Source organism: Sulfuricurvum sp. (assembly GCF_030691015.1).
Taxonomy (GTDB): Bacteria; Campylobacterota; Campylobacteria; order Campylobacterales; family Sulfurimonadaceae; genus Sulfuricurvum.
Map to the genome: position 1 here is coordinate 173,571 of NZ_JAUYFF010000002.1, position 26,278 is coordinate 199,848.

Annotated in this window: 21 protein-coding genes and 1 tRNA gene; 14 read left to right on the forward strand and 8 right to left on the reverse strand. The window is 41.0% G+C overall.

Annotation, left to right across the window (positions count from 1 at the left end):
• The first annotated feature begins 35 nt into the window (after positions 1 to 35).
• Both Q8O20_RS04545 and Q8O20_RS04550 read left to right on the forward strand, forming a co-directional pair.
• Complete coding sequence (locus Q8O20_RS04545; RefSeq protein ID WP_305530177.1) at positions 36 to 2,855, forward strand: EAL domain-containing protein; 2,820 nt, start codon at positions 36 to 38, stop codon at positions 2,853 to 2,855.
• Positions 2,852 to 4,660 (forward strand): diguanylate cyclase, encoded by a 1,809-nt coding sequence (locus tag Q8O20_RS04550; RefSeq protein ID WP_305530178.1) that lies wholly within the window; start codon positions 2,852 to 2,854, stop codon positions 4,658 to 4,660. Before Q8O20_RS04545 ends, Q8O20_RS04550 begins: the two co-directional genes overlap by 4 nt.
• Here the strand turns inward: Q8O20_RS04550 and Q8O20_RS04555 are convergent.
• The 4 genes from Q8O20_RS04555 to Q8O20_RS04570 are packed head-to-tail and all read right to left on the reverse strand — an operon-like array spanning position 4,657 to position 6,806.
• A complete protein-coding gene (locus tag Q8O20_RS04555) occupies positions 4,657 to 5,025 on the reverse strand; it encodes a hypothetical protein (protein WP_305530179.1) in 369 nt (122 codons plus the stop codon). The two genes, Q8O20_RS04550 and Q8O20_RS04555, sit on opposite strands and share 4 nt — an antisense overlap.
• Before the next feature lie 14 nt (positions 5,026 to 5,039).
• Positions 5,040 to 5,612 carry an NUDIX domain-containing protein gene (locus Q8O20_RS04560; RefSeq protein ID WP_305530180.1) on the reverse strand — a complete coding sequence of 191 codons (573 nt, stop codon included), beginning with the start codon at positions 5,610 to 5,612 and terminating at the stop codon, positions 5,040 to 5,042.
• Between the two features lie 15 nt (positions 5,613 to 5,627).
• A complete protein-coding gene (locus tag Q8O20_RS04565; protein ID WP_305530181.1) occupies positions 5,628 to 6,038 on the reverse strand; it encodes a rhodanese-like domain-containing protein in 411 nt (136 codons plus the stop codon).
• Positions 6,039 to 6,047: 9 nt separating this feature from the next.
• Complete coding sequence (locus tag Q8O20_RS04570) at positions 6,048 to 6,806, reverse strand: TerB family tellurite resistance protein (protein ID WP_305530182.1); 759 nt, start codon at positions 6,804 to 6,806, stop codon at positions 6,048 to 6,050.
• Positions 6,807 to 6,914: 108 nt separating this feature from the next.
• Here Q8O20_RS04570 and Q8O20_RS04575 point away from each other — a divergent pair, with 108 nt between their 5' ends.
• The 4 genes from Q8O20_RS04575 to Q8O20_RS04590 all read left to right on the forward strand — a co-directional run bounded on the left by Q8O20_RS04575 (position 6,915) and on the right by Q8O20_RS04590 (position 11,867).
• The gene (locus Q8O20_RS04575) at positions 6,915 to 7,727 is read left to right on the forward strand and encodes an aldo/keto reductase (protein ID WP_305530183.1); all 813 of its coding nucleotides are present in this window, start codon (positions 6,915 to 6,917) and stop codon (positions 7,725 to 7,727) included.
• Positions 7,728 to 7,734: 7 nt separating this feature from the next.
• Positions 7,735 to 8,448, forward strand: a complete 714-nt coding sequence (locus tag Q8O20_RS04580; protein ID WP_305530184.1) for a DUF3108 domain-containing protein — start codon at positions 7,735 to 7,737, stop codon at positions 8,446 to 8,448.
• A gap of 37 nt (positions 8,449 to 8,485) precedes the next feature.
• Positions 8,486 to 8,562: transfer RNA gene (locus Q8O20_RS04585), tRNA-Gly, on the forward strand.
• Positions 8,563 to 8,726: 164 nt separating this feature from the next.
• On the forward strand, positions 8,727 to 11,867 hold the full coding sequence (locus Q8O20_RS04590) for an RNA-directed DNA polymerase (RefSeq protein WP_305530185.1): 3,141 nt from the start codon (positions 8,727 to 8,729) through the stop codon (positions 11,865 to 11,867).
• 265 nt (positions 11,868 to 12,132) lie between these two features.
• Here the strand turns inward: Q8O20_RS04590 and Q8O20_RS04595 are convergent, their stop codons facing one another.
• The gene (locus Q8O20_RS04595) at positions 12,133 to 12,594 is read right to left on the reverse strand and encodes a hypothetical protein (protein WP_305530186.1); all 462 of its coding nucleotides are present in this window, start codon (positions 12,592 to 12,594) and stop codon (positions 12,133 to 12,135) included.
• Positions 12,595 to 12,678: 84 nt separating this feature from the next.
• Here Q8O20_RS04595 and Q8O20_RS04600 point away from each other — a divergent pair, with 84 nt between their 5' ends.
• On the forward strand, positions 12,679 to 13,140 hold the full coding sequence (locus Q8O20_RS04600) for a YcgN family cysteine cluster protein (RefSeq protein ID WP_305530187.1): 462 nt from the start codon (positions 12,679 to 12,681) through the stop codon (positions 13,138 to 13,140).
• 122 nt (positions 13,141 to 13,262) lie between these two features.
• Positions 13,263 to 14,888, forward strand: a complete 1,626-nt coding sequence (locus tag Q8O20_RS04605) for a methyl-accepting chemotaxis protein (protein ID WP_305530188.1) — start codon at positions 13,263 to 13,265, stop codon at positions 14,886 to 14,888.
• 2 nt (positions 14,889 to 14,890) lie between these two features.
• Here Q8O20_RS04605 and Q8O20_RS04610 read toward each other — a convergent pair whose 3' ends face one another.
• A complete protein-coding gene (locus Q8O20_RS04610; protein WP_305530189.1) occupies positions 14,891 to 15,142 on the reverse strand; it encodes an EscU/YscU/HrcU family type III secretion system export apparatus switch protein in 252 nt (83 codons plus the stop codon).
• Positions 15,139 to 16,605, reverse strand: coding sequence for a flagellar hook-length control protein FliK (locus tag Q8O20_RS04615; RefSeq protein ID WP_305530190.1), 1,467 nt, complete (start codon positions 16,603 to 16,605; stop codon positions 15,139 to 15,141). Before Q8O20_RS04615 ends, Q8O20_RS04610 begins: the two co-directional genes overlap by 4 nt.
• Positions 16,606 to 16,746: 141 nt before the next feature.
• On the opposite strand from Q8O20_RS04615, the gene Q8O20_RS04620 reads away from it, so the two are divergent.
• From Q8O20_RS04620 to Q8O20_RS04630, 3 genes are read left to right on the forward strand one after another with little or no spacing between them, the layout of a single operon-like run.
• On the forward strand, positions 16,747 to 17,517 hold the full coding sequence (locus tag Q8O20_RS04620) for a phosphate/phosphite/phosphonate ABC transporter substrate-binding protein (RefSeq protein ID WP_305530191.1): 771 nt from the start codon (positions 16,747 to 16,749) through the stop codon (positions 17,515 to 17,517).
• Between the two features lie 2 nt (positions 17,518 to 17,519).
• On the forward strand, positions 17,520 to 20,453 hold the full coding sequence (locus tag Q8O20_RS04625) for an ATP-binding protein (RefSeq protein WP_305530192.1): 2,934 nt from the start codon (positions 17,520 to 17,522) through the stop codon (positions 20,451 to 20,453).
• Positions 20,450 to 21,736, forward strand: a complete 1,287-nt coding sequence (locus tag Q8O20_RS04630) for a diguanylate cyclase (protein ID WP_305530193.1) — start codon at positions 20,450 to 20,452, stop codon at positions 21,734 to 21,736. Before Q8O20_RS04625 ends, Q8O20_RS04630 begins: the two co-directional genes overlap by 4 nt.
• Before the next feature lie 7 nt (positions 21,737 to 21,743).
• Here Q8O20_RS04630 and Q8O20_RS04635 read toward each other — a convergent pair whose 3' ends face one another.
• Positions 21,744 to 22,094 (reverse strand): hypothetical protein, encoded by a 351-nt coding sequence (locus Q8O20_RS04635; RefSeq protein WP_305530194.1) that lies wholly within the window; start codon positions 22,092 to 22,094, stop codon positions 21,744 to 21,746.
• Between the two features lie 171 nt (positions 22,095 to 22,265).
• Between Q8O20_RS04635 and Q8O20_RS04640 the strand changes: the two genes are divergently transcribed.
• The 3 genes from Q8O20_RS04640 to Q8O20_RS04650 are packed head-to-tail and all read left to right on the forward strand — an operon-like array spanning position 22,266 to position 26,081.
• Complete coding sequence (locus Q8O20_RS04640) at positions 22,266 to 23,783, forward strand: response regulator (protein ID WP_305530195.1); 1,518 nt, start codon at positions 22,266 to 22,268, stop codon at positions 23,781 to 23,783.
• Positions 23,773 to 24,540, forward strand: coding sequence for an MBL fold metallo-hydrolase (locus tag Q8O20_RS04645; protein WP_305530196.1), 768 nt, complete (start codon positions 23,773 to 23,775; stop codon positions 24,538 to 24,540). Before Q8O20_RS04640 ends, Q8O20_RS04645 begins: the two co-directional genes overlap by 11 nt.
• A complete protein-coding gene (locus tag Q8O20_RS04650; RefSeq protein ID WP_305530197.1) occupies positions 24,537 to 26,081 on the forward strand; it encodes an HD domain-containing phosphohydrolase in 1,545 nt (514 codons plus the stop codon). The genes Q8O20_RS04645 and Q8O20_RS04650 overlap by 4 nt, the downstream gene beginning before the upstream one ends.
• Positions 26,082 to 26,278 lie beyond the last annotated feature (197 nt).

Below are 26,278 nucleotides of genomic sequence, written 5' to 3' on the forward strand. Positions count from 1 at the left end.
AAGAAAAACAAATAATAATGATTTAGGATTATTAAATGACCGCTTATAGCTATTTAAAAAAATCATTACATGCCGTTATCCGTTTAGGTAATTTACTAGAAAATCGTATTTGCAATGCCGGTATGTCACCTAAACCGATACTGCGTCGATTGATGATCATTCTGTCGGTGATGGTTTTGGTATTGATCGTAAGTGCAGGGGTACTCATAGGGGAACAACACTCCCGTTATTTAGAGGATATTGTTGTCGGCCAACTCAATGAGGTCTCGGAGGATTTTCAGGGGACGCTTGATCAGCAAGCTTCCGGATTGGCCATGGCGCTGCAACCTATCGTCAGTAATAAAGCCGTGAAAGAAGCGCTTCGAGAAGGGGATAGTGAACGTCTTTTGAGGGATTGGGAACGTGTATTCGAGACGATGAAAAAAGAGAATCATCTCACCCATTTTTATTTTTTAGATAAAAACAGAGTATGTCTGTTGAGGGTACATAATCCAGCCAAACGCGGGGATCTCATCAATAGATTCACCGCACTAAAAGCCGAGTGGACCCATAAAGCGTCATCCGGTATTGAAATCGGCCCCTTAGGTACATTTACCCTGCGAGTGATACAGCCTGTGTTTGAGGGCGATAGATTGATAGGCTATGTAGAGCTCGGTAAAGAGATTGAGGATGTTCTCCAAAACCTTCATATTCAAAGCGGCAATGAGATTGCGGTGGTTATCCGAAAAGAGTATCTGAAGCGTCAGACATGGGAAGAAGGGATGCGTATGTTGGGGCGAAAGGCTGATTGGAATCAGCTCCCTAACGATGCCGTTATTTATACGTCGAAAGAGAGATTGACAAATGTTCTGAGTTTAATGGAACATCATCATGATATGGAGCGCTTATCCCATCAGGATATTAATCATGAAGTAGCTGAGGATAGTAAAAAATGGCGGGTTTCGATTATTCCCGTACGAGATGTTTCTGACAAAGAGATCGGCGATATGATTATTATGAAAGATATTGCTCATGAGAAATCGGAGCTGCTTGGTTTTATCACTGTTAATGCTTTGAGCGGAGTTATTTTAATAGGGGTGGTTTTAGGCTTTATCTTTTTGGTATTGCGCCGAACCGATAAAAATATTCGTCATCAACAAGCCAATCTGCTAGAAGCTGAAGAGCGTTTTGAACAACTTGCCGAGCAGAGTCGAACCTTTGTATGGGAGATTGATGCTCAAGGAATGTATACCTATGTAAGCAATGCCGTAGAACAGGTGCTGGGATATCGAAGTGATCAGCTTGTCGGCCAAAAATATTTTTATGAGCTTTATCCGCAAGAGGGTAGAGAAGCATGTAGAAGAAAAATCTTTGAAATTTTTGAGCGCCATGAATCGTATGAAAAGATTCAAAACCTTGCGGTTAAGCATGATGGGCGCACGGTTTGGCTCTCTAGCAATGCAATCGCTATGGTAAGCCATGAGGGACTTTTACTCGGTTACCGAGGGAGTGATACCGATATCAGTGAGCATAAGCTCTCCGAAGAAAAAATCAATTTATTGGCTTTTTTTGATCAGCTCACGGGACTTCCCAACCGGATTTTGTTACTGGATCGATTGAAGCAAGCTCTGATGGGAAGTTCACGCAGCGGCAATTACGGGGCATTATTATTTATTGATCTGGATAATTTTAAAACGCTCAACGATACGCTAGGACATGATATGGGGGATAAACTTTTGAAACAGGCTGCCCGTCGCATCAGCCTGTGTGTTCGTGAAGGAGATACCGTATCACGATTCGGCGGGGATGAATTTGTGGTGATTCTATCCGGACTCAGCAGCAATGAAACCGATGCGGCAACTGCGAGTGAAGGAGTTGCAGAAAAAATTCTTGCCGCCTTGAACCAACCTTATCTTTTAGGTGAGATTCAACATCGTAGCAGTGCGAGTATCGGGGTGACACTTTACAAAAGTGACGATACTTCTATCGACGATCTGATGAAACAGGCAGATTTGGCAATGTATAAATCTAAAGAAGCGGGGCGTAACGGTTTGAGCTTTTTTGATCCGAATATGGAATCTGCCTTGAGGGAGCGTGCCGGGTTAGAGGAGGATCTTCGCAGAGGGATCGAGGAGAAACAATTTATCCTCTATTATCAGTCCCAAGTTGACACTCACGGATTGATCAGCGGTGTCGAAGCTCTTGTACGTTGGATGCATCCGCAGCGCGGTATGGTATCTCCGGCCGATTTTATTCCGGTAGCCGAAGAGACGGCTCTTATTCTTCCTCTCGGTGATTGGATTTTAAATACGGCGTGTGAACAGTTGGCAGTATGGTCACATCTTCCCGAAATGGAAACGATGAGCATTGCGGTCAATGTCAGCGCGAAACAGTTCAGCCAAAGCAATTTTGTATCTCAGGTATTGTTAGCACTAAAGCAAAGCGGTGCCAATGCAAAGCGATTGAAGCTGGAGCTTACCGAGAGTATTTTGGTACAAAACGTGGAAGATGTAATTGAAAAAATGGCGGCATTAAAAAATGCAGGGGTAGGATTCTCTCTGGATGATTTCGGTACCGGCTACTCGTCGCTGTCGTATCTGAAACGTCTCCCTCTGGATCAGTTAAAAATTGACCAAAGTTTCGTTCGTGATCTTTTAGTAGACCCCAACGATGCTATTATCTGCAAATCAACTATAGCATTGGCGGAGAGTATGGGGCTTTCGGTCATTGCAGAGGGGGTAGAGACACTACAGCAACGTAATGCCCTCTCCGAAATAGGGTGCAATGCGTATCAGGGCTACTGGTTTAGCCGCCCGTTGCCGTTAGCGGAGTTTGAAGCACTTTACAAGATCACAATGACCAAGGAAAAAGCATGAGTTTAAAAACTAAAATATTGCTTCTTCTGAGTTCTGTTATCCTCGGGGTAGCTACGATTGTAGCCACGTACAGTATCTTGCATGATAAAGACCAGTATGAGGCTCGGATGAGCGATATTTATCAAAGCGTCCGTCTTAATTACGAAGAAACGCTTCACGATATCGTCCGTTTCTATGTATCACGCGCAGATGCCAATATGAAAACGGAAGGGGTTTTAAACGCGTTTCGATCGAAAAATCATGATGCACTCTACCCTTTGATTGCACCGCGATGGGAAGTGATGCGTCAAGAGAATCCGATGCTCACTATCATGCAGTTTCACAATGCCGATGGAACATCACTTCTTCGGATGCACCAGCCCGAAGTTTACGGTGATCCTATTGCCTCTCAACGTTCTATGGTAGCACATATTCACCGAGAGCATAAAACGGTTTACGGATTTGAAGAGGGACGGCAGGGATTGGCATTTCGTATCCTCACTCCGGTGATTGAAGATGGAGTTTATTTGGGGGCTGTTGAATTTGGGATTGAAGCCTCTTACATTACCGATAAAATAAACCGCTATACCGGCTATCAGTCTTTTTTTATGATCCAAGAAAATAATGTGGGGGTTTTAAGCGGTATCAGCAACTTCCTCCAAATCGGTGATATGTTAGCGATCAATGTATCCTCTAAGCTTCTCCCTTTGATCGAAAGTTATAAAAATCAGCATCAAATTCTTGAAAACAGTGTTATCAACTATGCGAATCAAACCTATGCTATGAAAGCTATTATCGTCAACAATTATCTAAACCAGCCGATCGGAGCTGTCATTTTTGTTCAAGCGGTTGCTGATTTTTCAAATCATGTTTTTCAGATGATTATAGCTACGGCATTGATCACGCTGGTGTTGATTTTTATTTTATGGATGATTGTCAGTCGGGTGTACGATACGGTTGCTGAAAAAATGAGTTTTCAAGAAGCCTACAATCAAACCATTCTCGATGCCATCCCCTCACCTGTTATTGTTACGGACGGTCATCAGCTTATTGCCGCAAATAAAACGTTTCTAGCCTATTTTCACTATACAAATGTCGCCGCATTTAAGCGTGAGCATCAATGTGTATGTGAATATTTTGAAGAGGGAGATACCGAGGAATACCTTCTGCCGATGGTGAATGATCAGCGTTGGAGCGAATATATTTCCGATCATCCGTATGTCCATCATAAAGCTAAAATTACCATAGAGGGGAAAACGACCATTTTTGAGGTTAAACTCTCTGTATTGCGATTTCATCAAGAGAAGCGGTATGTTGTTATTTTTACCGATATTTCATCGATACAAGCGCGCTCTATGACGGACCCGCTGACCGGGGTCGCCAATAGACTTCATTTTACAATGGTGTTTCAACATACCATTAATATGGCTCTTCGCGATCAAAAATCGTTGGGAGTCATCTTCTTTGATATTGACCATTTTAAAGAAGTAAACGACTTATACGGACATCTGATTGGAGATGAGGCATTAAAACATATTGCCGCACTGGTGAAACAGCGGCTTCGAAAAAGTGATATTATCGCCCGTTGGGGAGGAGAAGAATTTATTATACTTTTACCGGATAGTTCATTGGAAGAGACGTTGAGTGTTGCCGAAATCCTTCGAAAAACGATTGAACTTGAAAATTTTGAAAGAGTGGGGCGAATTACCTGTTCGTTCGGGGTTGCGGCACTGAAGAATGATGAATCATCCGAAGAACTCCTCAACCGTTTAGATAAACTGTTATATAAAGCAAAAGAGAGCGGCCGTAATCGTGTCGTTTATTAAAAACTGAGTTTCAATGCACTTAAAATGGCTTGTTTCTCTTTTGCGGGATTTTCAAAGTACCGCTCTCTGATATCATCTTCCAAAATGGAAATGTCATCGAAGAGTTCGGCATCATCTTTTTCAGGGAAATAGCGGTTTACTTCCTTTGCTACCTCTTCGAAGTACACTTCTGAGGCGTCCTCATCATTGAACAGCCCGATACGGTTGCCATGCTCGATGCTTGAGAGGGCTCGGAGCAGATAGAGCTGATCACATCGATCATCGTTGGCTTCGCTGTAGATCCATGTGTTGATCTGGGTAATCTCCGCGCGGTAAAGCTCGGTGGACTCTTTGATAATTTGTTTTTGAGTTTCCGTTAACGGCATAGGGTGTTCCTTATTTAAATACTAAGATGTAATACGTCGTGCAGGAGAACATCAAGATCTTCTCGGGTAGCTCCTGCGAAAGCGTTTTCTAAAAATCGGTTGATCCCTTTATTCTCATGTTGAACCAGAGGGACAATTTTGATCCCTGTTATTTCAGACATAAAATGGGACTCATCCCCTTCTTCATAGGCATGCAATAAAATGGAGCGGGCAAAGTTGTTGAGAATATGGTAGTAAATATGCAAAAACTCTGCTTCCAGTACTTTTAGCCCATACAAATGGGTAACGATGCGACTCTCATGCGAAGCGATCGGGTCAATCTGTGAGGGTTTGATCGTGATACCTACCTCCTCTTTGATCTCTCTGACCAGAGCATCCATGAGGGTTTCATTCTTATCTACCGTTCCACCGGGAAACCCCATCCGTCCGTCCCACCGATCGATCATAATGAGAGCGGGGCATTTGAGATGCTGCATATCGTCTTTAAAGTATTTCCACGGCGAAATTGATTCGACATAGATAGCTAAAAAGACGGCATTTTTTTTATCATGGTCGATGAAGCCAAAGGGTACTCTTCGTGTATGCATAAGGATACTCTTTTTTTACTGGGTGACGGGTAGCCCTTGGGCTTTCCATTCGGTAATTCCCCCTTTGATGTTGAGGGGTGTAAAGCCGTTTTCAACGAGGAGTCGTGAAGCGGCAATACTTCGGTTTCCGCTGTGACAATAGACAAGAATCTTTTGATTTTTAACATTGGCGATTAGGGCGAGATTATTACTAAGGGTCTGTAACGGAATAAGAATTGAGCCGTCAATATGTTCTTTCGTAAATTCATCGGGTGTCCGTACATCGAGCAGGGTTACTTTTTCCCCTTTTTGGATCATCTCTTGTGCTTGCGCAGGGGAGATCGATTCAAAGTTGGTGAGAATCCACCCTTTTGTGTAGGCGGCGTAGCCGAGAATTCCGATAAAGAGTATCCAATACCCGAGATTAAGCAGTCGTTTTTTGTCCATATAATTCCTTTACATTCCGCGCGATTTTTTGATCATCTCATAGGCGGCATTGATATCTTGTACCTTTTCCGTCGCCTCTTTGAGATACTCATCCGAAGCCCCTTGCGATTTGATAATATCGGGGTGATATTCGCGAACGAGGGCTCGGTACGCTTTTTTGACTTCATCGTTTGTAGCTTGTGCCGTGAGTCCCAAGAGGATATACGCTTGATCGATTGAACTCTCTTTGACACTGTGGCGGTGATGTGAGCCGAAACGCTCCAGCATAGAGGCAAAATCTGCTTCGCTAAAGTGCAAATGCTTGGCAATCGCTCGAAGCATCTCCTCTTCCGCATGGCTGAGGGTTCCGTCGATATAGCTGAGATGAACCAAAAACTCCATCATCTTTTGACGTTTATGAAGATCGTTTTCTAACGCTTTATAGAGCGCTTGTGCTACCGGATCGATATTGTGCGGAGCATTTTTCTCTTCATCGAAAATATCTTTGAGCATTTTTTTGGTTGCTTCGGGATTAGGGAAAAGGGCGCTGATGTCACTGAACATATTGCTGACGAGTTCCGCTTCGAGTTCATCGACCCGACCGTCTGCTTTGGCCACTTTGGCACTGAGGGCGACAAAAAGACCCAGTTCGCTGTAGGCAAGGTTCTCTTTAGTGAGTTTAAACCCCGAAAACTGGCTTTTGGAGTAGGTATGCTGGTTTTGGGAAAAGCTTCGCGAAAGCCAATAAAAAAGGGCGATAACGACTACTAAGATGATAATTTGAGTCACAGAGTATCCTGACATAAAAAGTAAGCGACAGTGTACCCGTAAAAAGTAACTGTGAGAAGTTTTTAGGTAAGTTATAATGGTGAAAATATGAGTTAAAGAAGGCACGATATGAAGATACCTCCCCTCATCTACGGCACGGCATGGAAAAAAGAGCAGACGGCAGATTTGGTAGAGACGGCGATTAGGAGCGGATTTAGAGGGATCGATACGGCGTGCCAGCCCAAACACTACCATGAAGCGGGGGTAGGGGAAGCCTTGATGCGATTGAAATCTCTAGGGATAGAGCGTGAAGAGCTGTTTGTACAGACGAAATTTACCCCTCTCTCAGGGCAAGATCCCGCGCGTATTCCCTATGATCCAAAAGCCCCTTTGGAACTGCAGGTAGAGCAATCGTTTTCCGCCTCACGGCGTAATCTTCAGAGTGAATACGTCGATTCTCTGGTGCTCCACTCACCGCTGTTTCCGTATGCCAATCTCCTCAAAGTATGGGGTGCGATGGAGAAGATCGCTCATAGCGGTACAGCAGGTCAGATCGGCATCAGCAACTGTTATGATCTGGAATTACTCAAACGGCTCTATAGCGATGCGGAGGTAAAACCCTCTGTGGTGCAAAATCGTTTTTACGCTGATAGCGGATACGATATCGGATTGCGACACTGGTGTGATGAGATGGGGATTATCTATCAGAGCTTTTGGTCTTTGACCGCCAACCCCCATATTCTGGGAAGCCGAGAGTTTTTCGCATTGACCCAAGAGTACAACAAAACCGAAGCACAGATACTCTATCGCTACCTTAATCAGATGGGGATCGTTCCGTTGATCGGATCGACGTCAAAAGTGCATATTGCGGAAGATTTGGATATTTTCAGTTTCGAACTGCGCTTTGATGAGATCGCGAGTATCAGTGCCCTTTTGTTATAATCACACAATGAAACATATTTTTTTAATCCTCGCAATCGTATCACAGATAGCGAGTGCTAAAGTCATTAGTGCAACCTATGAGGTCTCCTATGGGATATTTCAGGCGATGGGGATTGCCGATGCACGTTTCGAGATCAAAGAGGATCAAACCTACGCTATCCGTATTGAAGCCCGCACTACCGGAATAGCCAAACTCCTTACTAACAATCGGATCGAAACCTACGAAAGTCACGGATCACTCGTCGATGGAGTGTTGATTCCTCAAAAATACATCAAAATCAGACGAACCGATTCGAAAAAGACGACCAAAATTTATACGTTTGACCACGTGAATAAAATCGTCTGGAGAGAGAATATCCAAAGCGATGAATGGGATAAGGTCAAAAATGAATTTTATGCGAGCGAAGATGTCCTCAGCCTCTTTTTTAATTTCAAAAATTATATGAAAGTACGGAAAGATCGCCCTTTTTATGTTATCGGAGGCAATAAAAAAGACGGTCGGATCGATATCAATTTTCCCCGCGATGAAGCCCTGACACAGATGCAAGAGAAACTCGACATCAAGCAGGGTGATTTTGTAAAAGTGGTATTGAATGACCGTATTTTCAGCAGTGCGCAGGGGGAATTGCTAATTAATCTCGATGAACAGGGATTGTGCGAAAAAGCGATTTTGGAGGATGTACTGCTGTTTGGGGATATTGTCGGCAAGCGGATAAAATAAGTTTTAAGCCAAGAGGTGTTATCATTCCCTCAGTGATGCGGGAATAGCTCAGTTGGCTAGAGCGTCAGCCTTCCAAGCTGAATGTCGCGAGTTCGAGTCTCGTTTCCCGCTCCACTTCTCTCTTTTTAAACAATCCTTTTTTACTTTCATACCGCACATTGTTCAAATGCAATAATTTTTTTCCATTGCTATCTTTTCCGCTATAATCTAAAAAAACAAAAAATCAATGTATAGGTTTTTATGATGGAACAGTATGGTATTGATAATATGAAGAGAATATGATGAACAAATATGAATTTTTACAAGAAAATGATTTATTTACTGCATACAAAAAAACCAAGTGTGAACTCTTTAATGATAAAGCGAGTATTGCATCAGTCAATATGTTGGTATTTGAAAGCGACTTAGATCAAGAGATCAAAAAACTTTTCAAAAAGCTTCAAAAATATGGACTCAAAAAGATCCAATGTAGTGATTATTGGGAAGTACCTAAATCTTTAAAATTATCCGAAGAAGAAAATTTAGATATACATTTTTTTTCCACTTCTCTTGAACATAATAAAAAAGCTACAAAAATTGAAAAACTACAATTTAGAAAAGTAATTAATTGTGGAATTGATTTACATATTATTTCGGCATTATGGGTCAATAAAATCGGTCACTATATAGATGCAGCATTTGGTAAAAATATTTATGGTTCTAGATTGACAAGAATTCAACCAATAAATCCATCATCATGCGAGTTTGATGGAGAGATTAAAGCATATAATATTGAATCACCAAGAATTTTTCAGCCATATCAATATCTCTATCAAAACTGGCGTAATAAAAGCTTTGATACAATAAAAGAATTGCATAAGACGACCTCAGTCATTACTATAACTATGGATATATCAAGCTTTTTTCATAGCATCAAGCTTAATGATTTTACGACTCCTGAATTTTATAAAGAATTTAATCTTGATAGCATTTTTTCAGAAGATGAAACACTAAAGATATTTCATGAAGATTTTGTTGCATTGCTGGCTAAATGGAATGAAAATGTGAATATGGATACTGGTGTACCTGTTGGGTTGTCAGCATCACCAATTTTGGCAAATGCAGTTATGAAAAACTTTGATGAAGAAGTTGAACATTACCTTTCTCCAGCTTATTATGGTCGATATGTTGATGATATTTTACTTGTATTATCAGACCCTGGAAATGTTGCATGTGGCAATGATGTTATAGATTGGCTAGTAAGTAAAAAAATACCATCGCTGGTTGATGATGGTGATGGACTATTGTTTAGGAATCGATCACAAGAATTGAGATTTAAAAAAAGTAAGCAAAAAATATTTTTTCTAGATAAAAAAGCTGATTTAAGTCTATTGGAAGCAATGGAAGCAGAAATTCATGCAGTTTCTAGTGAATGGAGATTTCTGCCCGACATAGCTTGTGATAATTCTACGTTACTACGAAAAGTTATTGGATTTTATTCTGATGGCAAAGAATTCAATGACGCTTTGAGAAAAATTGATGCAATTACTATGAAGCGCTTAGGATTGTCTCTTTTATTAAGTCATGCACATGCTCTTAATGAATATATATCTCCATCAGAATGGAAAAATAAACGTATAGAGATTTATAAGCTACTGAATAATCATATTTTTGTTCCAAAAAATTTCTTTGATAATTATTTATTTGTGCATCGCATTTTTAGACTTATGATTCACAGTGGTGATGGTGAAGAAGCACTTTGCTTTTTAAAAGAGGTACAAAATACGTTTGACCAACTTAAAAATAATAGTGAAAGTGATAGTGAACGTGAATCTTCATTGGAATCTGAAATGAATTGGGAAAAGTTTGGAGCTTTTCATCAAACAATGTTCCAAGAAATTTTTATTGAGTCATTTTCTGTTGACAATAAAATGTCAAAAAAATATGCACAAAAAATTATTGATGAATTATTTCTTGATGGTACTTTTTTAAATGATCTAATAATGGATTATCTCGAAGTAAAAAAAATAAAAATTGATAGTGAAAATGAAGATGAAGAAAGTGATTTTATTATTGCTGATGATATTGATATAGAAAAAAAGAAATCTCCCATAGAAATTATGGAAGAATTCAATCAAGATTTGTTTTTTCATGATCTTTCCTTTGATGGATATGCATCTATATCAACTAGGGCAATGTTAATTGGTAATAAGAAGTCATTGTTTGAAAAATTATCAAAGAATAGAAAGTTATTCATACAAGAATTATCTTCATCTAACCCAGTATTAGATAATTTTATAGAAAAGGTTGCAGAATCCAAATCTATTTTAAAACTAGATTTATTTCCTCTTGTATTTCCGACAAGAATGTTTTCTCCTCTAGATGTTTCGATTGTTTATCCATTTGAAAATACAAAGGAATATTTGGAGAATTTTTATGACTTTATTGATGCTTTGAGAGGTACACATTCAAAAGATGATCAAAAAAAAGAAAACTTTGATAAAGAAATCATAGATGTGCCATATAGTCTCTTGAAGCAAACTGCTTTAAAAAAAATAGGAATCACAAACTACCAAGTTGATGACAATGAATGGTATGACGCTGTAAAAAACAAACACGATAAAAGCTTAAGTCGTTACTGTAAATTGGAACAGATAGTGAATGAAGCCGTTAAGAAAAAACCACATTATTTGGTTTTACCAGAACTTTCTATACCAAGAGATTGGGCATGGCTAATCTCAAGAAAACTTATAGTGAATGGAATATCCTTAATAACTGGCGTTGAGTATTTGCATAACACAATTAAGGGTAATAAATTTGTTCGTAATTCATTGATGATGTTTTTGACAACTGATGAATATGGATATAAAAGTGCACGTATGTTTAGACAAGATAAAGTTGAAGGTGCTCATCGTGAGTCTATTGAGATCAGAAATATTGTAGGTGCTTCATTAAAAGCAGACCGAAAATTTGAAAAAAAATACATTTACAATCATGGAGATTTTCACTTTGCTGGTTTGATATGTAATGAACTAACCGATGTTTCACATCGTCAATTTTTCAAAGGTAAAATTGATAATTTATTTATTGTTGAATGGAATCAAGATATAAAATCTTTTAATTCTCTCGTAGAAGCCTCTGCTTTAGATATTCATTGTTATATTTCTCAGGTAAACAATAGAAAATATGGTGATAGCCGAATTCGTGCACCGTATAAAGAAGATTATGAAAAAGATGTAGTGAGAATATTCGGTGGGAATCATGATTACTTGGTTGTTGGTGAAATTGACATAAAAAAATTACGTGAGTTTCAATCATATAAAATATCTCCTACATCACCATTTAAACCTGTTCCCGCAGGATTTATTTTACACTCAAGTAGAGAAAAATGGGGAACCGGAAGCTTTGAATGTAGAGAGGAAGATGAAGAAGAAAATTAAAATAGCTAAAACGTAGACAGGCTAAATGTCTCACGTCATTCCATACTTCTTGGGTAGATACGGAATCTAAGATGCTGAATCGAGTTCAGCATGACAAAACGACTTGAACGTAAAATGGGAATGATCCATGAAGATGATTTTAACGAGTTAAAAATGAGACTGAAAGAATTGATGAAGTTGTGAATTGTTCCCCTTGGGTTGCCCCAAGAGTAGTCCCGAAGGAAATTTGTAAAAAAATTATAGCATAAATAGCAAATAATTAGTGTTACCCCATATTCTTTTTCAATACATCCATCGGCGTGACAAACATCGCTTTAAAGAGCGGCGATATACGTGTTGTTTTATCATCGATCACTTCGAGTGCGCTGAAACTAAATCCCTCTCCGTCTGCACTGTTCGTCGGTGTGACCGTAAAGGTGAGCGGTTTGAGGGTGCGGATCATGTTGAGGATATTTTTGTGTCGTTTGTCTTCGGAGGAGAGGAGAATATTGCCGTCTTTCGTCCGTACTTTTGCCGATTCGACCAAGAGTCTCCAGTTATCGGCATGGAGGGTTTTATTCCATGTCATCGTCCCGCTGGAGTAGTTGATTTGTTTTTTTTCACCTACGATGATCCCTTCTCGGGTGGTGCGTATGGTTTCGGCGAGGGTGAGAAAAAAGTTTTTTCCTCCGATGGCCTCTGCGCAATCTCGTAACTGTTCTGCTAATGTTTGTTCTGTGCTATCCATAAATTATCCTTTATCTTTTGCTCATCATATCCAAATAACGCTCCGAATGGGCGATTTTAATCCCAAATATGCTATTTTTCTACTATGAAACAACAAGAAACTATCCCTTTTTGGGAAACGAAAACGCTCGAAGAATTAAATCCGCAGGAGTGGGAAGCTTTATGTGACGGATGCGGTCTGTGCTGTCTGAACCGTTTGCAGGATGAGGAAGATGATAATGCCCCTATCTATCTGACTCGTGTCGCATGCCATTGTTATGATATCAATGCGGCACAATGCAGTGATTATCACAACCGCTTTGAGAGAGTAGACGGATGTATGGGGCTAAGCATTGATCGGGTAGCTGAGTACGACTGGCTCCCTGAGACATGCGCGTATCGTCTGCGCCACCACGGAAAACCTCTCCCCTCTTGGCATCCGCTGATTACCAAAGATCGCCATTCAGTACGTCCGTATGGGATGCATGCACTCGATCCTGTGCTGGAAACTGAGACGATTGATTTGGAAGATTATATTGTCGAAGAGTCTGTTTTTAAGTCATTTTAAAAATAAATTTTATTGATTGATGATGAAATATGCATTTTTATCGATCTCGCTATTCTCGTGCTATACTTAAGTCTTATAATTCGCGTAATATAGTGCAATCTTTGTAGAAAAAGGGAGTAGTGATGGATAATATAACGATAAAAACTAAATTGATGTTGGTTTCGCTGTTGGTCTCTTTGGCGTTAATGGTGGCGGCGGTTGATTCGTTGCTTTCAACGAAAAAAGGGCTGATGGATGCCAAAAAGACGATGCTTACCACTCAAATAGACACGGTAACCTCTCTACTTGCGTATTATCAGAATGAAGTGAGTGAAGGGCGCATGAGTTTAGAAAAAGCTCAGGATGCGGCAAAGGAACATATCAAAACACTTCGCTATAACGAGAAAGAGTATTTTTTTATTCTAAACGATAAAGTTCAGGGTGTTATGCATCCGATCAAACCTGCATTGGATAATACCGACCTCTCCGACATTAAAGATCCGGAAGGAAAACACCTTTTTGTCGAATTTGCAAAAGTAGCCAAAGAGGAAAAAGAGGGGTACGTCACTTATATGTGGCCGAAGCCTGATACAGAGACACCGTTACCGAAGTTGACATTTGTTCGTGCTTTTCCTGCATGGGGATGGATTGTCGGAAGCGGAGTCTATGTCGATGACGTTGATAATGAATTTTTGGATTTAGTTATTCAAAAAGGGATCATAATTACCGTTTTAGTTACATTATTGTTGATGCTGCTGATTGCGATACAGCGTTCGATCGGGCATAAGCTCTCTACCATGCAGTTAATGGCGGAAGAACTGGCCAGCGGTAACGGGGATTTGACGAAGCGTCTGGGGATTACCGGAGCGGATGAACCGGCACGTGCTGCCGGATCGATCAACTCCTTTATCGCCGTAATCCAGACTATGGTTCAAAATGCTAAACGTGCATCGGATGAGAATGCCTCAGTGGCGACGGAACTCTCCCAAACTTCTATAGCAATCGGACGCCGCATGGAAGATGAATCGAATCAAATGGATGCGATTTACCGCAGTACGGAACAGATTATTGCCCACCTAGCCCTCTCTAAACGTGATAATGAAACAACGTGTAAAGAGGTGGTAGAAGCCAGTGAAATGCTTCGAATATCGCGTGATGAGTTAATGGCGATGATTAAGATGATTCATCACAGCGTGGAAGTGGAAGCCGATTTCGCGATCAAAATCCGTGAGCTGACGAACAATGCACGCCAAATTCGAGAGGTTCTCTCCGTTATCGGTGATATCGCCGATCAAACCAATTTGTTGGCACTCAATGCGGCTATCGAAGCGGCACGGGCAGGGGAACATGGACGAGGTTTTGCCGTTGTTGCCGATGAGGTACGAAAGCTCGCCGAGCGGACACAGGGGAGTCTCACCCAAACCGACGTCACGATCTCCCTCATCGTCTCCGCTATCGAAGAGGCATCGGTACAAATGGAACAAAATGCCAAAAGCATTGAAAAACTAGGAGAAAAATCACAGTTGGTCGGTGAGAGAATTGAGCAGACCTCCGGCGTTGTGAATCAAACGAGCGAAGCGATTAAAAAATTGGTTGTGGATGCCGATACCAGCACAAAAGAGGTTGAAGGAATTTCACAAAGACTCGCGGCGATGAACGATCTCTCCCGTGCGAATGCACGAAGTGTGGAAGAGATTGCAACGACGGCGGAACACCTCTTTAAAGTAGCGGACGGGCTGAATCAGAATCTTGGACGGTTTCACGCGTAATTCTAGTGACGGGTTGTGATCTTATAAATAAAACTAAATACTTCAGCAACTGCGAGATAGAGCTTTTCCGGGACCTCTCGGTCTAGTTCCACTTTGCTGAGCAACTCTACCAAATCTTCGTCTTTATGGATGGGAAGGTTATGGAGCTGCGCAATTTTAATGATATTCTCCGCACTTTCACCTTTTCCTTTAGCGATGACACGGGGGGCATTTTCTTTCTCTCTGTCATAACGCATTGCCACCGCTTTTTTCATACTTTTACCTCAAATCCGAGATCTGATCCTTCTGCGGAGGTGTAACTTTCGTTGAGGGGAGTTTTGGTTTCGTTCATCTCGAAAACCCGAATCGATCTTGGAGTAAGACCTGATTTAATAAGCAGTGAGCGCAGATCAGCAATATGCTCGTGGATCAGCGCTTTGAGCTCAGGTTTTTCGGTGTGGGCTTGGATTTCGAGCTGATTCTCATCATAAAGTCCCATCATAAGATTCAGTTCTCCGTACTCTTTGAGTTTCAGATTGATTTCACAGTAAAATTTTTTATCGGTCGTTTTTTTAAACGTCAGTGATCCTTCTTGGAGCTGATCCCATACAAAAGGGAAATAGATGGAGTTGGACGAACTGAGATGGGAGAGGAGCTGATGGTAGTCGATTTGGGTTAGGAGCTTCTCGGTCTGTTCAAGTATTTTTTGAGATGACGGGTCGTTGGAGGATATAAGCTCTTCGTGTAACAAGAGGAGATTAGATTTCAAATCATTTGCCATCGACTCTTGCAGAAATGTTTCGGTGACGAGCTCTTTGGGGGTGATAAATTCACTCAGCTTACTCAACAAAGAGGAGAGCTCTTTGGAGGTATCTCCCTCATTTATAGCACTTTGGAGCTGATGGCTAAATGCTTTGATATCTTCAGAGGGGGAATTACCGATATTTTTGAGGAGTTTTTCGATCGAGTCGAGGAGGTCGTTGGTATCAGGGGCGTTACTGGAGAGGAGCGAGCCATAAAGCTGGGAAAGGGTCGTTTTTAACTCTTGAATACCGTTTGATTGATCTAGCTTCTGCGCTAGGACTGCAACCTCACCGGCGTAGAGGGGGTCACTTTTGGAGAGAAGTTTTTGAAGTGATTCAGAAATTTTCTTTACTCCATCGGCAAGTTGCGTTGCATTCTCAAGAGTTAGGCTTGCTTTTGAGAAATTCGGAGTATCTAAAAGGGCACTGATTTGAGCGTGGATGCTTTTAGCCTCATTCTGCGGCATTTTAGAGAGAACCGCTTTGAGCTGTTCAAGGTTCTGGATTAGATCGGGAAGTTTTTGTAAAGCGGCAGCAAATTTAGACTCCATAAATACACCGCTGGAAGCGATTTGGCTTTTGAGGTTGTTAGCATCGAGGAGGGTTACATTTTTAAGAAATTTTTCCAATACAGCGGTTTTCGGATTTAGTTCAGAAGAGTTTTTTAAGTCGTTTACCAGTGATTGCAGTGCGTCACTGAAACTTCCCATTGTTTTAAATGCCGTAGAGTTTTTAAGGAGATCGAGAAGGACGTGATCCGATTTGGAAGCGGTGGTTTTATCCTGAAAAACGGAGGTGAGAAGAGATTTGATATCTTTCCCCTCTTTAAGCGTTTCGAGCTGTTCAGGGGTGGCATTTTTGACGGCGTCGGAGAGGGCTTTGTTCGTATTGGGGAGGATAATACTGAGCCGTGCTTCGGGTGATAAATGTATCATAATAAAAATGATAACACAGTGGGACAAAAAAACTGATTTCTTCTCAAAGGGATTCGTAGTCATGGTATAATCGGTATCTATACAGATGGGAAGGCAGTTTTGATGCGTTATTTTCTTTTTCTTTTTTTACACTCTTTTTTTGTGACTCTTTTATTCGCAAAAACGTTAACTTTTGGTGTTGTTCCTCAGCAAAGTCCAATGGAACTTGTTAAAGATTGGCAACCGATAGTCAGTTATCTTGAAAAAGCTACGGGAGAAAAAATAATACTCAAAGTAGAACGTTCAATACCTGAATTTGAAAAAGTGCTCTACAGCGGCGGATACGATATCGCTTATATGAACCCCTATCATTACGTGGTGGCACATAAACGCCAAGGGTATAGTGCCGGCGTGCGTGATATGAAAAATATTGTCGGAATTTTAGTTAGCCGCAAAGATAGCTCCCTTACCGATGCTTCTATGTTGAGGGGCAAATCGTTTCTATTTCCCGCCCCCGATGCATTTGCCGCAACCCTTCTGACTAAATATGAGTTATTAAAAAAATACAATATTAACGTCAACAAAGAAAAAAACTATCGGTATGTCAACTCTCACGATTCCGTCTATAAAGGAATTTCACGAAATATCGGTGATGTGGGGGGCGGTATTGAGCGGACGTTTAATAATTTGGATGATAAAGAGACCAAAGAGTCTCTGGTTATTATCTATAAAACTAAAGCCTATCCCAGCCACCCTTTTGCCTTTCATCCATCAATCTCTGAGAGTTTAAAAGAAAAAATCGCTAAAGCAATCATTGAAATGCCCGAACAGTTTGTCACAATCTTAAGTATGAAGCGTCTTCAAGAGACAAATGATGCAGAATTTGATTCGGTTCGGGATATCGCAGTAGCACTTCCCTCAACGCAAGATTAAGTATGAAATTATCTTTCCGTTACCGTTTTATCCTCTCTTTTTTGAGTATTGAGATACTTTTCATATCGTTGATTGTATTTTTTAACTTTACGTCCCTTTCAAAACTTTCACACTCTCTGATCGAAGAAAAAATCGAAACAGGAACTACATTATTTACCGAAATGATGAAAACACCGCTGATTATTTATGATTTGGGGACATTGGATAATCAAGCGGAGAGTTTTGTAAAATTAAAAAATATTGCAGCCGTTAAAGTCTTTGATAAAGAGCATCGCCTCTTGAGTAACGCGAGTGCAGATTCCCAAATCAAAATGGATCGTTTTGAGGAGACATCCGGAGATATAGAGGAGAATGGGCGCACTTTTAGGCTTATAGAGGCCTCTATCAAAATGGATGATGAGACTATAGGGTATGCGAAGATTTTGTTTGAGATCAGTGAAAGCTTGGAGATCATCGAGGACAATCGAAGATTGACTTTTCTATTGGTCCTCATTGAGATCACGATCAGTACCTTTATCGCGTACATTATAGGAAATAGGCTGACTAGAGCTTTAAATCGACTTACCCTCTCAGCGGAGCGTATTGCTGAAGATGAGGAAACACAGATCCCCTCAGTCGGAGCCAATGGGGACGAGATCACTATCCTTTCCGATGCGTTACAACTGATGCAAGAGCGTATCCGAGAACGTAACGGCAAGCTTAACAATGCAATGGCGGAATTAAAAGAGGATATCCTCAAGCGTAATGAGCTTGAAAGTAAATTGATATTTGAAAAAAGTATTAATAAAACATTGGTCGAGAGTGCGAATGCCATTATCGCAATTATGGACAAGGACGGGGTTATGATCAATATCAACCCCTACGGTGAACGTTTTACGGGATACACCCAAAAAGAGATTGCTTCCGAACCGTATTTTTGGGCGAGATTTCTGCAACCGCACATGCAAGATAAAGTAGTCGGTATTATAAAAAATGCAAGAGAAGGAAATATCACCAAAAGTTTTCAAAACGCCTGGATATCGATAGAGGGTGAAGAGAGGATATTTGAATGGTCTAATGCCTTGGTCCTTGATGAGAAAGGGCAAATGCAGTATGTCACCACAATCGGAATTGATATTACGGAGCAAAAAGAGCGTGAATTGGAACTTGAAAAAGCCAAAGAAGCGGCTGAAACGGCAGCAAAAGCTAAATCCGACTTTTTGGCCAATATGTCTCATGAAATCCGAACACCGCTTAACGGTATTATCGGATTGACCGAATTGGTTCTTAAGAGTGATTTGAACGCAAGACAGCGCGATTTTCTTGAAAAATCAAATCTCTCTTCCCATGCTTTATTGGATGTTATTAATGATATTCTTGATTATTCCAAAATTGAGGCGGGAAAATTTGATTTGGAGAATAAACCCTTTGAACTTAACAGTGTACTGAATAATATCATGAGCCTTTTTGAATTTCAGGCAATTCAAAAAGGGGTATCAATCACATTGGATATCCATTTAAATGAGAGTGTTATGATCGGTGATGCTCTCCGTCTAACACAGATTTTGACTAATTTAGTCGGTAACGCGATCAAATTTACCGACTCGGGGAGTATTGTGGTCCACGTCGTTTCAACGAATGAAGATGACGATAGTGTTTGCTTACAATTTAGTATCAAAGATACCGGGATAGGGATGAATAGCAAGGCACAGAAAAAACTGTTTCAAGAGTTTTCACAGGCGGATACCTCTATTACGCGTAAATACGGCGGAACAGGGCTTGGACTTGCCATCTCCAAACAGCTGGTGCAGATGATGGGAGGCGATATACGTGTAGAGAGTGAAGAGGGGATGGGGAGCACCTTTATCTTCACGGCGGTTTTTGGAAAAATGAAATCGTTTGCACTCCAGTCCACGGTAGAAAAAATAGTGATCTCTAGAGAGAGTTTGGATGCAATCAAAGGTGCTCGAATCCTCCTTGCGGAAGATAATACGATTAACCAGATTGTTGTTGTGGAACTGCTCGAAGAGTTAGAGATGATCGTAGATATCGCAGCCAACGGAAAAGAGGCGGTTGCATTGGCTGGAATGATTCTGTATGACTTGATCTTGATGGATTTACAAATGCCCGTTATGGACGGATTTGAAGCCACAAAAGAGATAAGAATGATTCCCGAATATAAAGAGGTTCCTATCATCGCTCTGAGTGCCGCCGTGATGCAAAAAGACAAAGAGCTCACTTCTGCGGTAGGGATGAACGCCCATCTTAGCAAACCTATCGACTATGCTGCGCTGACGGATACATTGGTTCGATGGATTCGCCCTTTGAGAACCGTTTCAAAATCTACGGTAGAAGAGAAAAAAGAGGCTGCTCCGTCTGAAGTCTTTGGGACGATAGAGGGGATTGACCTAAAGGCATTACGTGATCTAGTCGGAAACAATTCTGAGAAGATCAAGCGCTATTTACTCTATTTTTGCGATGAATTTGAGATGATTGATTCTATGCTTGATCTCACAAACGTACAAAGCGATTCTTTTAAACATCTGATCCATACCCTTAAAGGGACGGGCGGGAACCTTTCGATAACCAAAGTGTATGCACTGGCCGGTGCGATCGAAGCATCCGATGACGTGAGTGAAATCGAAACGTTGAGTTCTCAACTGATTAACGCGGTCAAAGAGGTAATCGAGGCAATACGCTCTTTTTATCAAGAAGAGAAGAAGGATGAGGTTACTGCATCGCACAGTATAGAAAGCGTTAGGGAATTTATAAACGCCATTATTGCGGATCTAGCTCAGTCGACGGTGATTGAGCAGGGGCGAATAGGGCTACTTGAAGAGATGTTGCAAGGAGTTTCTCATGATGATTTACGTAAAGAAGTGATAGAATATATACATACGTATCAATACGATAATGCCTTAGCCGTACTCCAAAAAATTGTAGGCTCGATGAAATGAAATACACTAACAGACAAAAAATATTAATCGTAGATGATGAACCTATAAATATTTCTATTGTGGCTGAAATTTTGCGTGACGAGTATGATCTTTTGGTCGCAACCAACGGAGAAAAAGTGCTACAAATAGTCTCCTCTGACCCGAAACCGGATTTGATATTACTCGATATTATGATGCCGGGAATGAATGGTTTTGAAGTGGCGAAAGTGCTAAAGAAGAACCCTGACACCGTCAATATCCCTATTATATTTTTAACCGCAAAGCATGACAATGAAAGTATCGTAAAAGGATTTGAACTCGGAGCGGTTGATTTTGTGTCCAAGCCGTTTCAAAAAGAGGAGCTTCTCGCACGACTCAAAAATACATTGCAGATATTTAATTTGAGAAATGCCCTCAACCGCGCATTGGAAAAAAGCCAGCAGTATGCTAAAACGATTGAGAGTCAAATGAGACTTATCGATAAAAATATCATTATCTCTTCTACCGATTTGGAAGGGAAAATCATCGAAGTTTCAGATGCTTTTTGCAAAATATCGGGATACTCAAAAGAGAAGCTGATAGGGAAGATGCATAGAATTCTACGACATCCTGATATGCCCTCGTCGTTGTTTGTGAAACTGTGGGAAACGATCACCAACGGGGAAACATGGCATGGAGAGATAAAAAACAAGACTAAAAACGGATCGTTTTATTGGCTTGATATCTTGATATATCCGATAGTCGATGATTTGGGAAATAAGAGCGGATATACCGCTATCAGTCAGAATATTACCGATAAAAAGCGGGTTGAGGAACTATCCGTAACCGATCAGTTGACGCAGCTGCACAACCGAATGTATCTAGAAAATAATTTTAGTAAAGAGATTAAACGTGCCAAACGGTACAATCACTCTTTTGCCGTCATAATGGTCGATATCGACCATTTTAAAGAGGTAAATGATACCTACGGACACGATGTGGGAGATAATGTTTTAGTCGGTATTTCAAAAATATTATCGGAACATATTCGAGAGACCGATATCTTAGGGCGCTGGGGGGGAGAAGAATTTCTCATTATTTGTCCGCATACGTCTACTTCGGAGGCATATGCTTTGGCTGAAAAACTGAGAGTTTCAATCGAAACGCATCCGATCGACGTTATCGGGCACAAGTGCTGCAGTTTCGGAGTATCGGCATTTGATGTAAAAGATGAGACCTACAAAGAGGTTGTAAAGCACGCCGATGAAGCACTCTACACAGCCAAAAATAATGGGCGCAATCAGGTGATTGAATACACACTATAAATCCTATCTAGAGCTGTTTTGTTGCCGTGATAAAGATCAGATTATCGAGGATGTCGATGGTCTCTCCGGGATGTTTTTGTTCGATTTCGGCTATCCCCTCTTCGATCTCTTGATCACTGAAGACACCTAAATCAGACATGAAACGGTGTCTGAGCATAGTGTACCAATCCTTTTTTGCTAATGTAAACGAATGGCTTCGCTGATGGGATGTGATAAAAAATCCTCCGTGACGTAATTGTGTTTCCAGTACCTCTTGGGAGGGTTGGTTCCATGAAAATTCGATTTTTGCCGCCTCTTCACACATGGCAGAGGAGGGTTCAATACAGTACTCACGCAAGAGATGTGCTTCATTCGCCAAGCGGCTGTCGCTTCACAGGGCGTTACTTCCTACTAGAAAAATCTGAAGAAAGTATGACGTAAAAAAAATAGATTGATGTAGAAGTTGCAGTTTTGAAGAGTATTAATATTTATTTTAGTGTTCCTTTAAGACGATTTTTGTTACCCTATGTCATATTATGAAGGAAAAATAATGGTTGATCCGAATGTGCTTAAGCAGGTGCGCGCCAGTTTGCACTCGTATTCCCTTCTTTATGTAGAAGATAATGAAGGATTAAATACTCAAGCCACCACCTTATTTAAAAAATTCTTCGATACCGTCTTATCTGCTCATGATGGGGAAGAGGGATTGGAATTTTTTAAACTTCATCGCCCCCAAATCGTTATCACCGATATCAATATGCCGAAAATGGACGGCTTGCGTATGGCTGAAGCAATCCATAAAATCGACACTGATGTCCTTATTATCATCACGACGGCACATGATGAAATTGAGTTCCTTCACCGTTCTATAAAAATCGGTATTTTCGATTATCTTATCAAACCTCTTAAAATCGATAACCTTGTGGAAACATTCACCCGATGTGCTCATATACTCACCGAAGCATTGCATCGTAAAATTTTTAATACCAATCTTCATGCCGTATTTAATTATCAAAACAATCTGGTGTTGCTTTTGCATGAGCGTAATGTGGTGATTGCGAATCAGCCATGTCTCGATTTTTTCGGTGTTTCCAATATTGAGGCACTTCGTAAACGGTTTGCCTCTTTTGGAGAGATTTTGCTAGAGCATAAAAGTTTTGTTTACAACCACGACGAGATGGAATGGTTTAAACATATTTCCTCTCATCCGGGGAGATTGTTTAACGTTAAGATCAAAGATTTAGAAGAGGTTTCACACCATTTTATCCTTAATTTTCAGAGCGTTCCGGAGAAAGAGGGGTATGCCGTCCTCTCTTTAAATGATGTGACAGAATTGGGTCTTTTAAAACTCTATGATACCAATGCCGCAGAACGCGAAGAGTTGGCGAAAGATGAAAAAATGGTGCGAGGGTTGCTTGAGATGGCAATGCGAAGCGGTGCGAAGATCAAAGTGCATAATCTTTATAAAGGGTTGAGTATTTCAAATGACGGATTGGTGATAAATATCGAGGGGAAATGTGTGACGCTCAAGTCCCCCTATGTTCAGCTCAAAGCGATGCAGCACGAGGATATATTTTACCTTACCTCAGAGCTTTTTCCGATGACGATTATGGCGGATGGGATCAAGCGGATTGATTTTGATGACCAAAGTGTTTTATTTGAGCACTATCAGCTTGTTGAAAGCTCTCCTACCCGTCGGGACACGATACGGGTTCCCCCTGATGAAAATATACGGGTGACGGTACTCTACGAAGGACGTAAATTTGACGCTGATTTGGAGATATTGGATATTTCACTGCGTGGCATCAGGATAAATTTTCCTTCCTTACCCGCCGGATTTGCAATAAAACATCTGGTCGTTTTGGATATTGTTATCACTATAGGGGCACGCCCGGCTATTATCAATACACAAGCCGAGGTGCTTCGTATCACGGAAGGAAATCGCCATTTCGAAGTTGTTTTTATCTTCAACTTAAGTTCTCACGGACAAAAGAATATTATCGATTATATCGCTAAACGACAAATGGTTTTAATCCGCGAATTTAAGGGGATTCAATATGAAAAATGAAACACTCCTTTATGATGATGGCAGTCACAAATGTATTATGTTCAGTCTTGAAGATGAAGAACATCAAGATTATTCGTTGTCGGTTAATCAATTTTTGATTATTCAGCATGAGAGTGCCGTTTTGATAGATCCGGGAAGCGAAGGGATATTCAGCGAACTGTATGATGCGGTATCGGCTCATATTAATCCGCAAAAAATCAAATATATCTTTTTCTCTCATCAAGATCCCGATGTTGCGGGTGCGATCAACCAGTGGAGTGTCGCTACTTCGGCCAAACTTGTCATATCTCAGCTGTGGGTGAGATTTATGGGCCATTTCGGTTTGATGGACATGGATAGAATTATAGGGCTGGAAGATCATGGGGCTAGGATAAAATTCGGGAACGATTTTTTGCAGTTTATCCCTGCCCATTTTTTACATTCACCGGGAAATTTTTCCCTCTACGACAGTCGTTCAAAAATCCTCTTTTCGGGTGACATCGGTGCCGCAATCGCATCCCCTCAAAATCTGAATAAGCGGGTTGATGATTTTGAGGAGCATCGTCCGTTTTTGGAAGGGTTTCATAGCCGCTATATGGCGTCAAACCGTTTTTGCCGCGCATGGGTTGAATGTGTACGCGCGTATGACGTTTCAACTATCGCTCCACAGCATGGATCGCTCTTTCAGGGGGAAAACGCTACTCGATTTCTTGAATGGTTTGAAGCGGTTCAAGGGGGCGAAGAGCGTTGCCATGAACTTTATGGATTGAAAAAATGAGTTCTCTGAATACCTCTGATCAGCTTAAATTACTCCGTGAAATGGGATTAGATATCACGGTTTTATATGTCGAAGATGATCTCAAACTGCGTGAGGAAATGAAGCAGTATCTTGGAAAAATTTTTCCCCATTTGGTGGTGTGCTCCGATGGTTTGGAGGGGCTAGAGGCCTATAAAAACGGTAACTATGATATTGTCATAACCGATATTATGATGCCGAAAATGACCGGAATCGAGATGCTTGGCGAGATCAAAAATATCAATCCGCTCCAAGAGATGATGATCACCTCCGCGTATACGGAGAGCGAATACTTGCTGGAGGCGATTAAGCTGGGGATTGATGCGTATATTCTTAAGCCGATTCAACATGCTCAAATTATTGAAGTGTTGTACAAAACAGTTTCTAAAATTATGCAGGCGCGAGAAAATGAAGAGTATCGCCAGAATCTTGAACTATTGGTCGATATGAAAGTCAAAGCATGCACGCTTTTGGAAGAGGAAAAAATTGCCTACTACGAAAAAACGCTTCTAGGTCTTATCAAGATGGTCGAGAGCCGTGACAGTTACACGGCGGGACACTCTCAACGGGTTGCCGAGTATTCGAAATTAATTGCCGTTGAAATGAAATATTCTGCCGAACAATGTGATTTAATCTATCGTGCCGGATTGCTTCACGATATCGGAAAAATAGCCACTCCGGACAGTATTTTGCTCAAACCAAGCCATCTAGATTCTCTTGAGAGGGAATTGATTAAAGAACATGTCAATGTCGGAGTTGACATGTTGAGTGAAATCCCGATGTTTGATACAATCGTACCGATCATCAAAAGTCATCATGAACGGTATGACGGGGAGGGGTATCCCCAAAAACTCCGAGGCTCGGAGATTCATGAATTGGGAAAAATTATGATTGTTGCCGATGCTTTTGATGCGATGACAACCAGTCGTATTTATAAAGGTCGAAAAAATGTTGAAGAAGCGTTAGCAGAGATCGAATCACTCAGCGGCAGTCAGTTTGATCCCGAGATCGTCCCCTATGCACGGAAAGCGTTTCAAAATCTGCAAGTGCAGGAACACATCACACAATTTCCAATCAACACGCTAGAAGAGGAACGGTTCGCCTATTTTTATAAAGATCCGGTAACCGGTTTTTACAACCAGCGCTATCTTGATCTCATACTGTTAAAAAACAGTTACAGCCACTTGTATCAATGTATCAATGTCATCTCTTTGCACCATTTTAGAGAGTATAACGATGCCCACGGATGGGATAAGGGAAATAAACTTTTAGCAGATGTCGCAGAAGCAATACGGGAAAGTTTTCCGGGGCTTACTTTTTTTCGGCTGCATGCGAATGATTTTGTGATATTGGGAAAAGAAGATTTTGAATTTCCGGAAGGTACTTATGAACAATCGGAGCTTTTGACTCAAAACGGGTTGACATGTTCCCACTTTCATTTTGATCTTACAACCGAGAATGTGATCAGCCTTTCTGATTTAGAACAAAGAATGCGGGATGAACGGCATAGACGGAATCAATAGCGTAGAGCTCACGGTCGGTGATTAAAAGAAGTTTATTGTTTGAAGATGGAATGTAGTATAGGTATGATAAAATACGGTTAAATATTTGTGCCTACGGTTGGCACTGCTTACGAACTTGCTCTTAATTGCACTTTCCATATTCTATTTTTCCCCTTGCCTAAAACCGTCCTGAGTTACGACTTTGGTTGGGCCTAACC

Bases quoted from the DNA above. Each gene is read 5' to 3' on its own strand.
- Q8O20_RS04640 (WP_305530195.1), top strand. From the start codon at position 22,266: ATGGTTGATCCGAATGTGCTTAAGCAGGTGCGCGCCAGTTTGCACTCG.
- Q8O20_RS04575 (WP_305530183.1), top strand. From the start codon at position 6,915: ATGAAGATACCTCCCCTCATCTACGGCACGGCATGGAAAAAAGAGCAG.
- Q8O20_RS04615 (WP_305530190.1), bottom strand. From the start codon at position 16,605: ATGATACATTTATCACCCGAAGCACGGCTCAGTATTATCCTCCCCAAT.
- Q8O20_RS04610 (WP_305530189.1), bottom strand. From the start codon at position 15,142: ATGAAAAAAGCGGTGGCAATGCGTTATGACAGAGAGAAAGAAAATGCC.
- Q8O20_RS04545 (WP_305530177.1), top strand. From the start codon at position 36: ATGACCGCTTATAGCTATTTAAAAAAATCATTACATGCCGTTATCCGT.
- Q8O20_RS04595 (WP_305530186.1), bottom strand. From the start codon at position 12,594: ATGGATAGCACAGAACAAACATTAGCAGAACAGTTACGAGATTGCGCA.
- Q8O20_RS04580 (WP_305530184.1), top strand. From the start codon at position 7,735: ATGAAACATATTTTTTTAATCCTCGCAATCGTATCACAGATAGCGAGT.
- Q8O20_RS04630 (WP_305530193.1), top strand. From the start codon at position 20,450: ATGAAATACACTAACAGACAAAAAATATTAATCGTAGATGATGAACCT.
- Q8O20_RS04590 (WP_305530185.1), top strand. From the start codon at position 8,727: ATGATGAACAAATATGAATTTTTACAAGAAAATGATTTATTTACTGCA.
- Q8O20_RS04560 (WP_305530180.1), bottom strand. From the start codon at position 5,612: ATGCATACACGAAGAGTACCCTTTGGCTTCATCGACCATGATAAAAAA.
- Q8O20_RS04565 (WP_305530181.1), bottom strand. From the start codon at position 6,038: ATGGACAAAAAACGACTGCTTAATCTCGGGTATTGGATACTCTTTATC.
- Q8O20_RS04650 (WP_305530197.1), top strand. From the start codon at position 24,537: ATGAGTTCTCTGAATACCTCTGATCAGCTTAAATTACTCCGTGAAATG.
- Q8O20_RS04625 (WP_305530192.1), top strand. From the start codon at position 17,520: ATGAAATTATCTTTCCGTTACCGTTTTATCCTCTCTTTTTTGAGTATT.
- Q8O20_RS04600 (WP_305530187.1), top strand. From the start codon at position 12,679: ATGAAACAACAAGAAACTATCCCTTTTTGGGAAACGAAAACGCTCGAA.
- Q8O20_RS04645 (WP_305530196.1), top strand. From the start codon at position 23,773: ATGAAAAATGAAACACTCCTTTATGATGATGGCAGTCACAAATGTATT.
- Q8O20_RS04555 (WP_305530179.1), bottom strand. From the start codon at position 5,025: ATGCCGTTAACGGAAACTCAAAAACAAATTATCAAAGAGTCCACCGAG.
- Q8O20_RS04605 (WP_305530188.1), top strand. From the start codon at position 13,263: ATGGATAATATAACGATAAAAACTAAATTGATGTTGGTTTCGCTGTTG.
- Q8O20_RS04550 (WP_305530178.1), top strand. From the start codon at position 2,852: ATGAGTTTAAAAACTAAAATATTGCTTCTTCTGAGTTCTGTTATCCTC.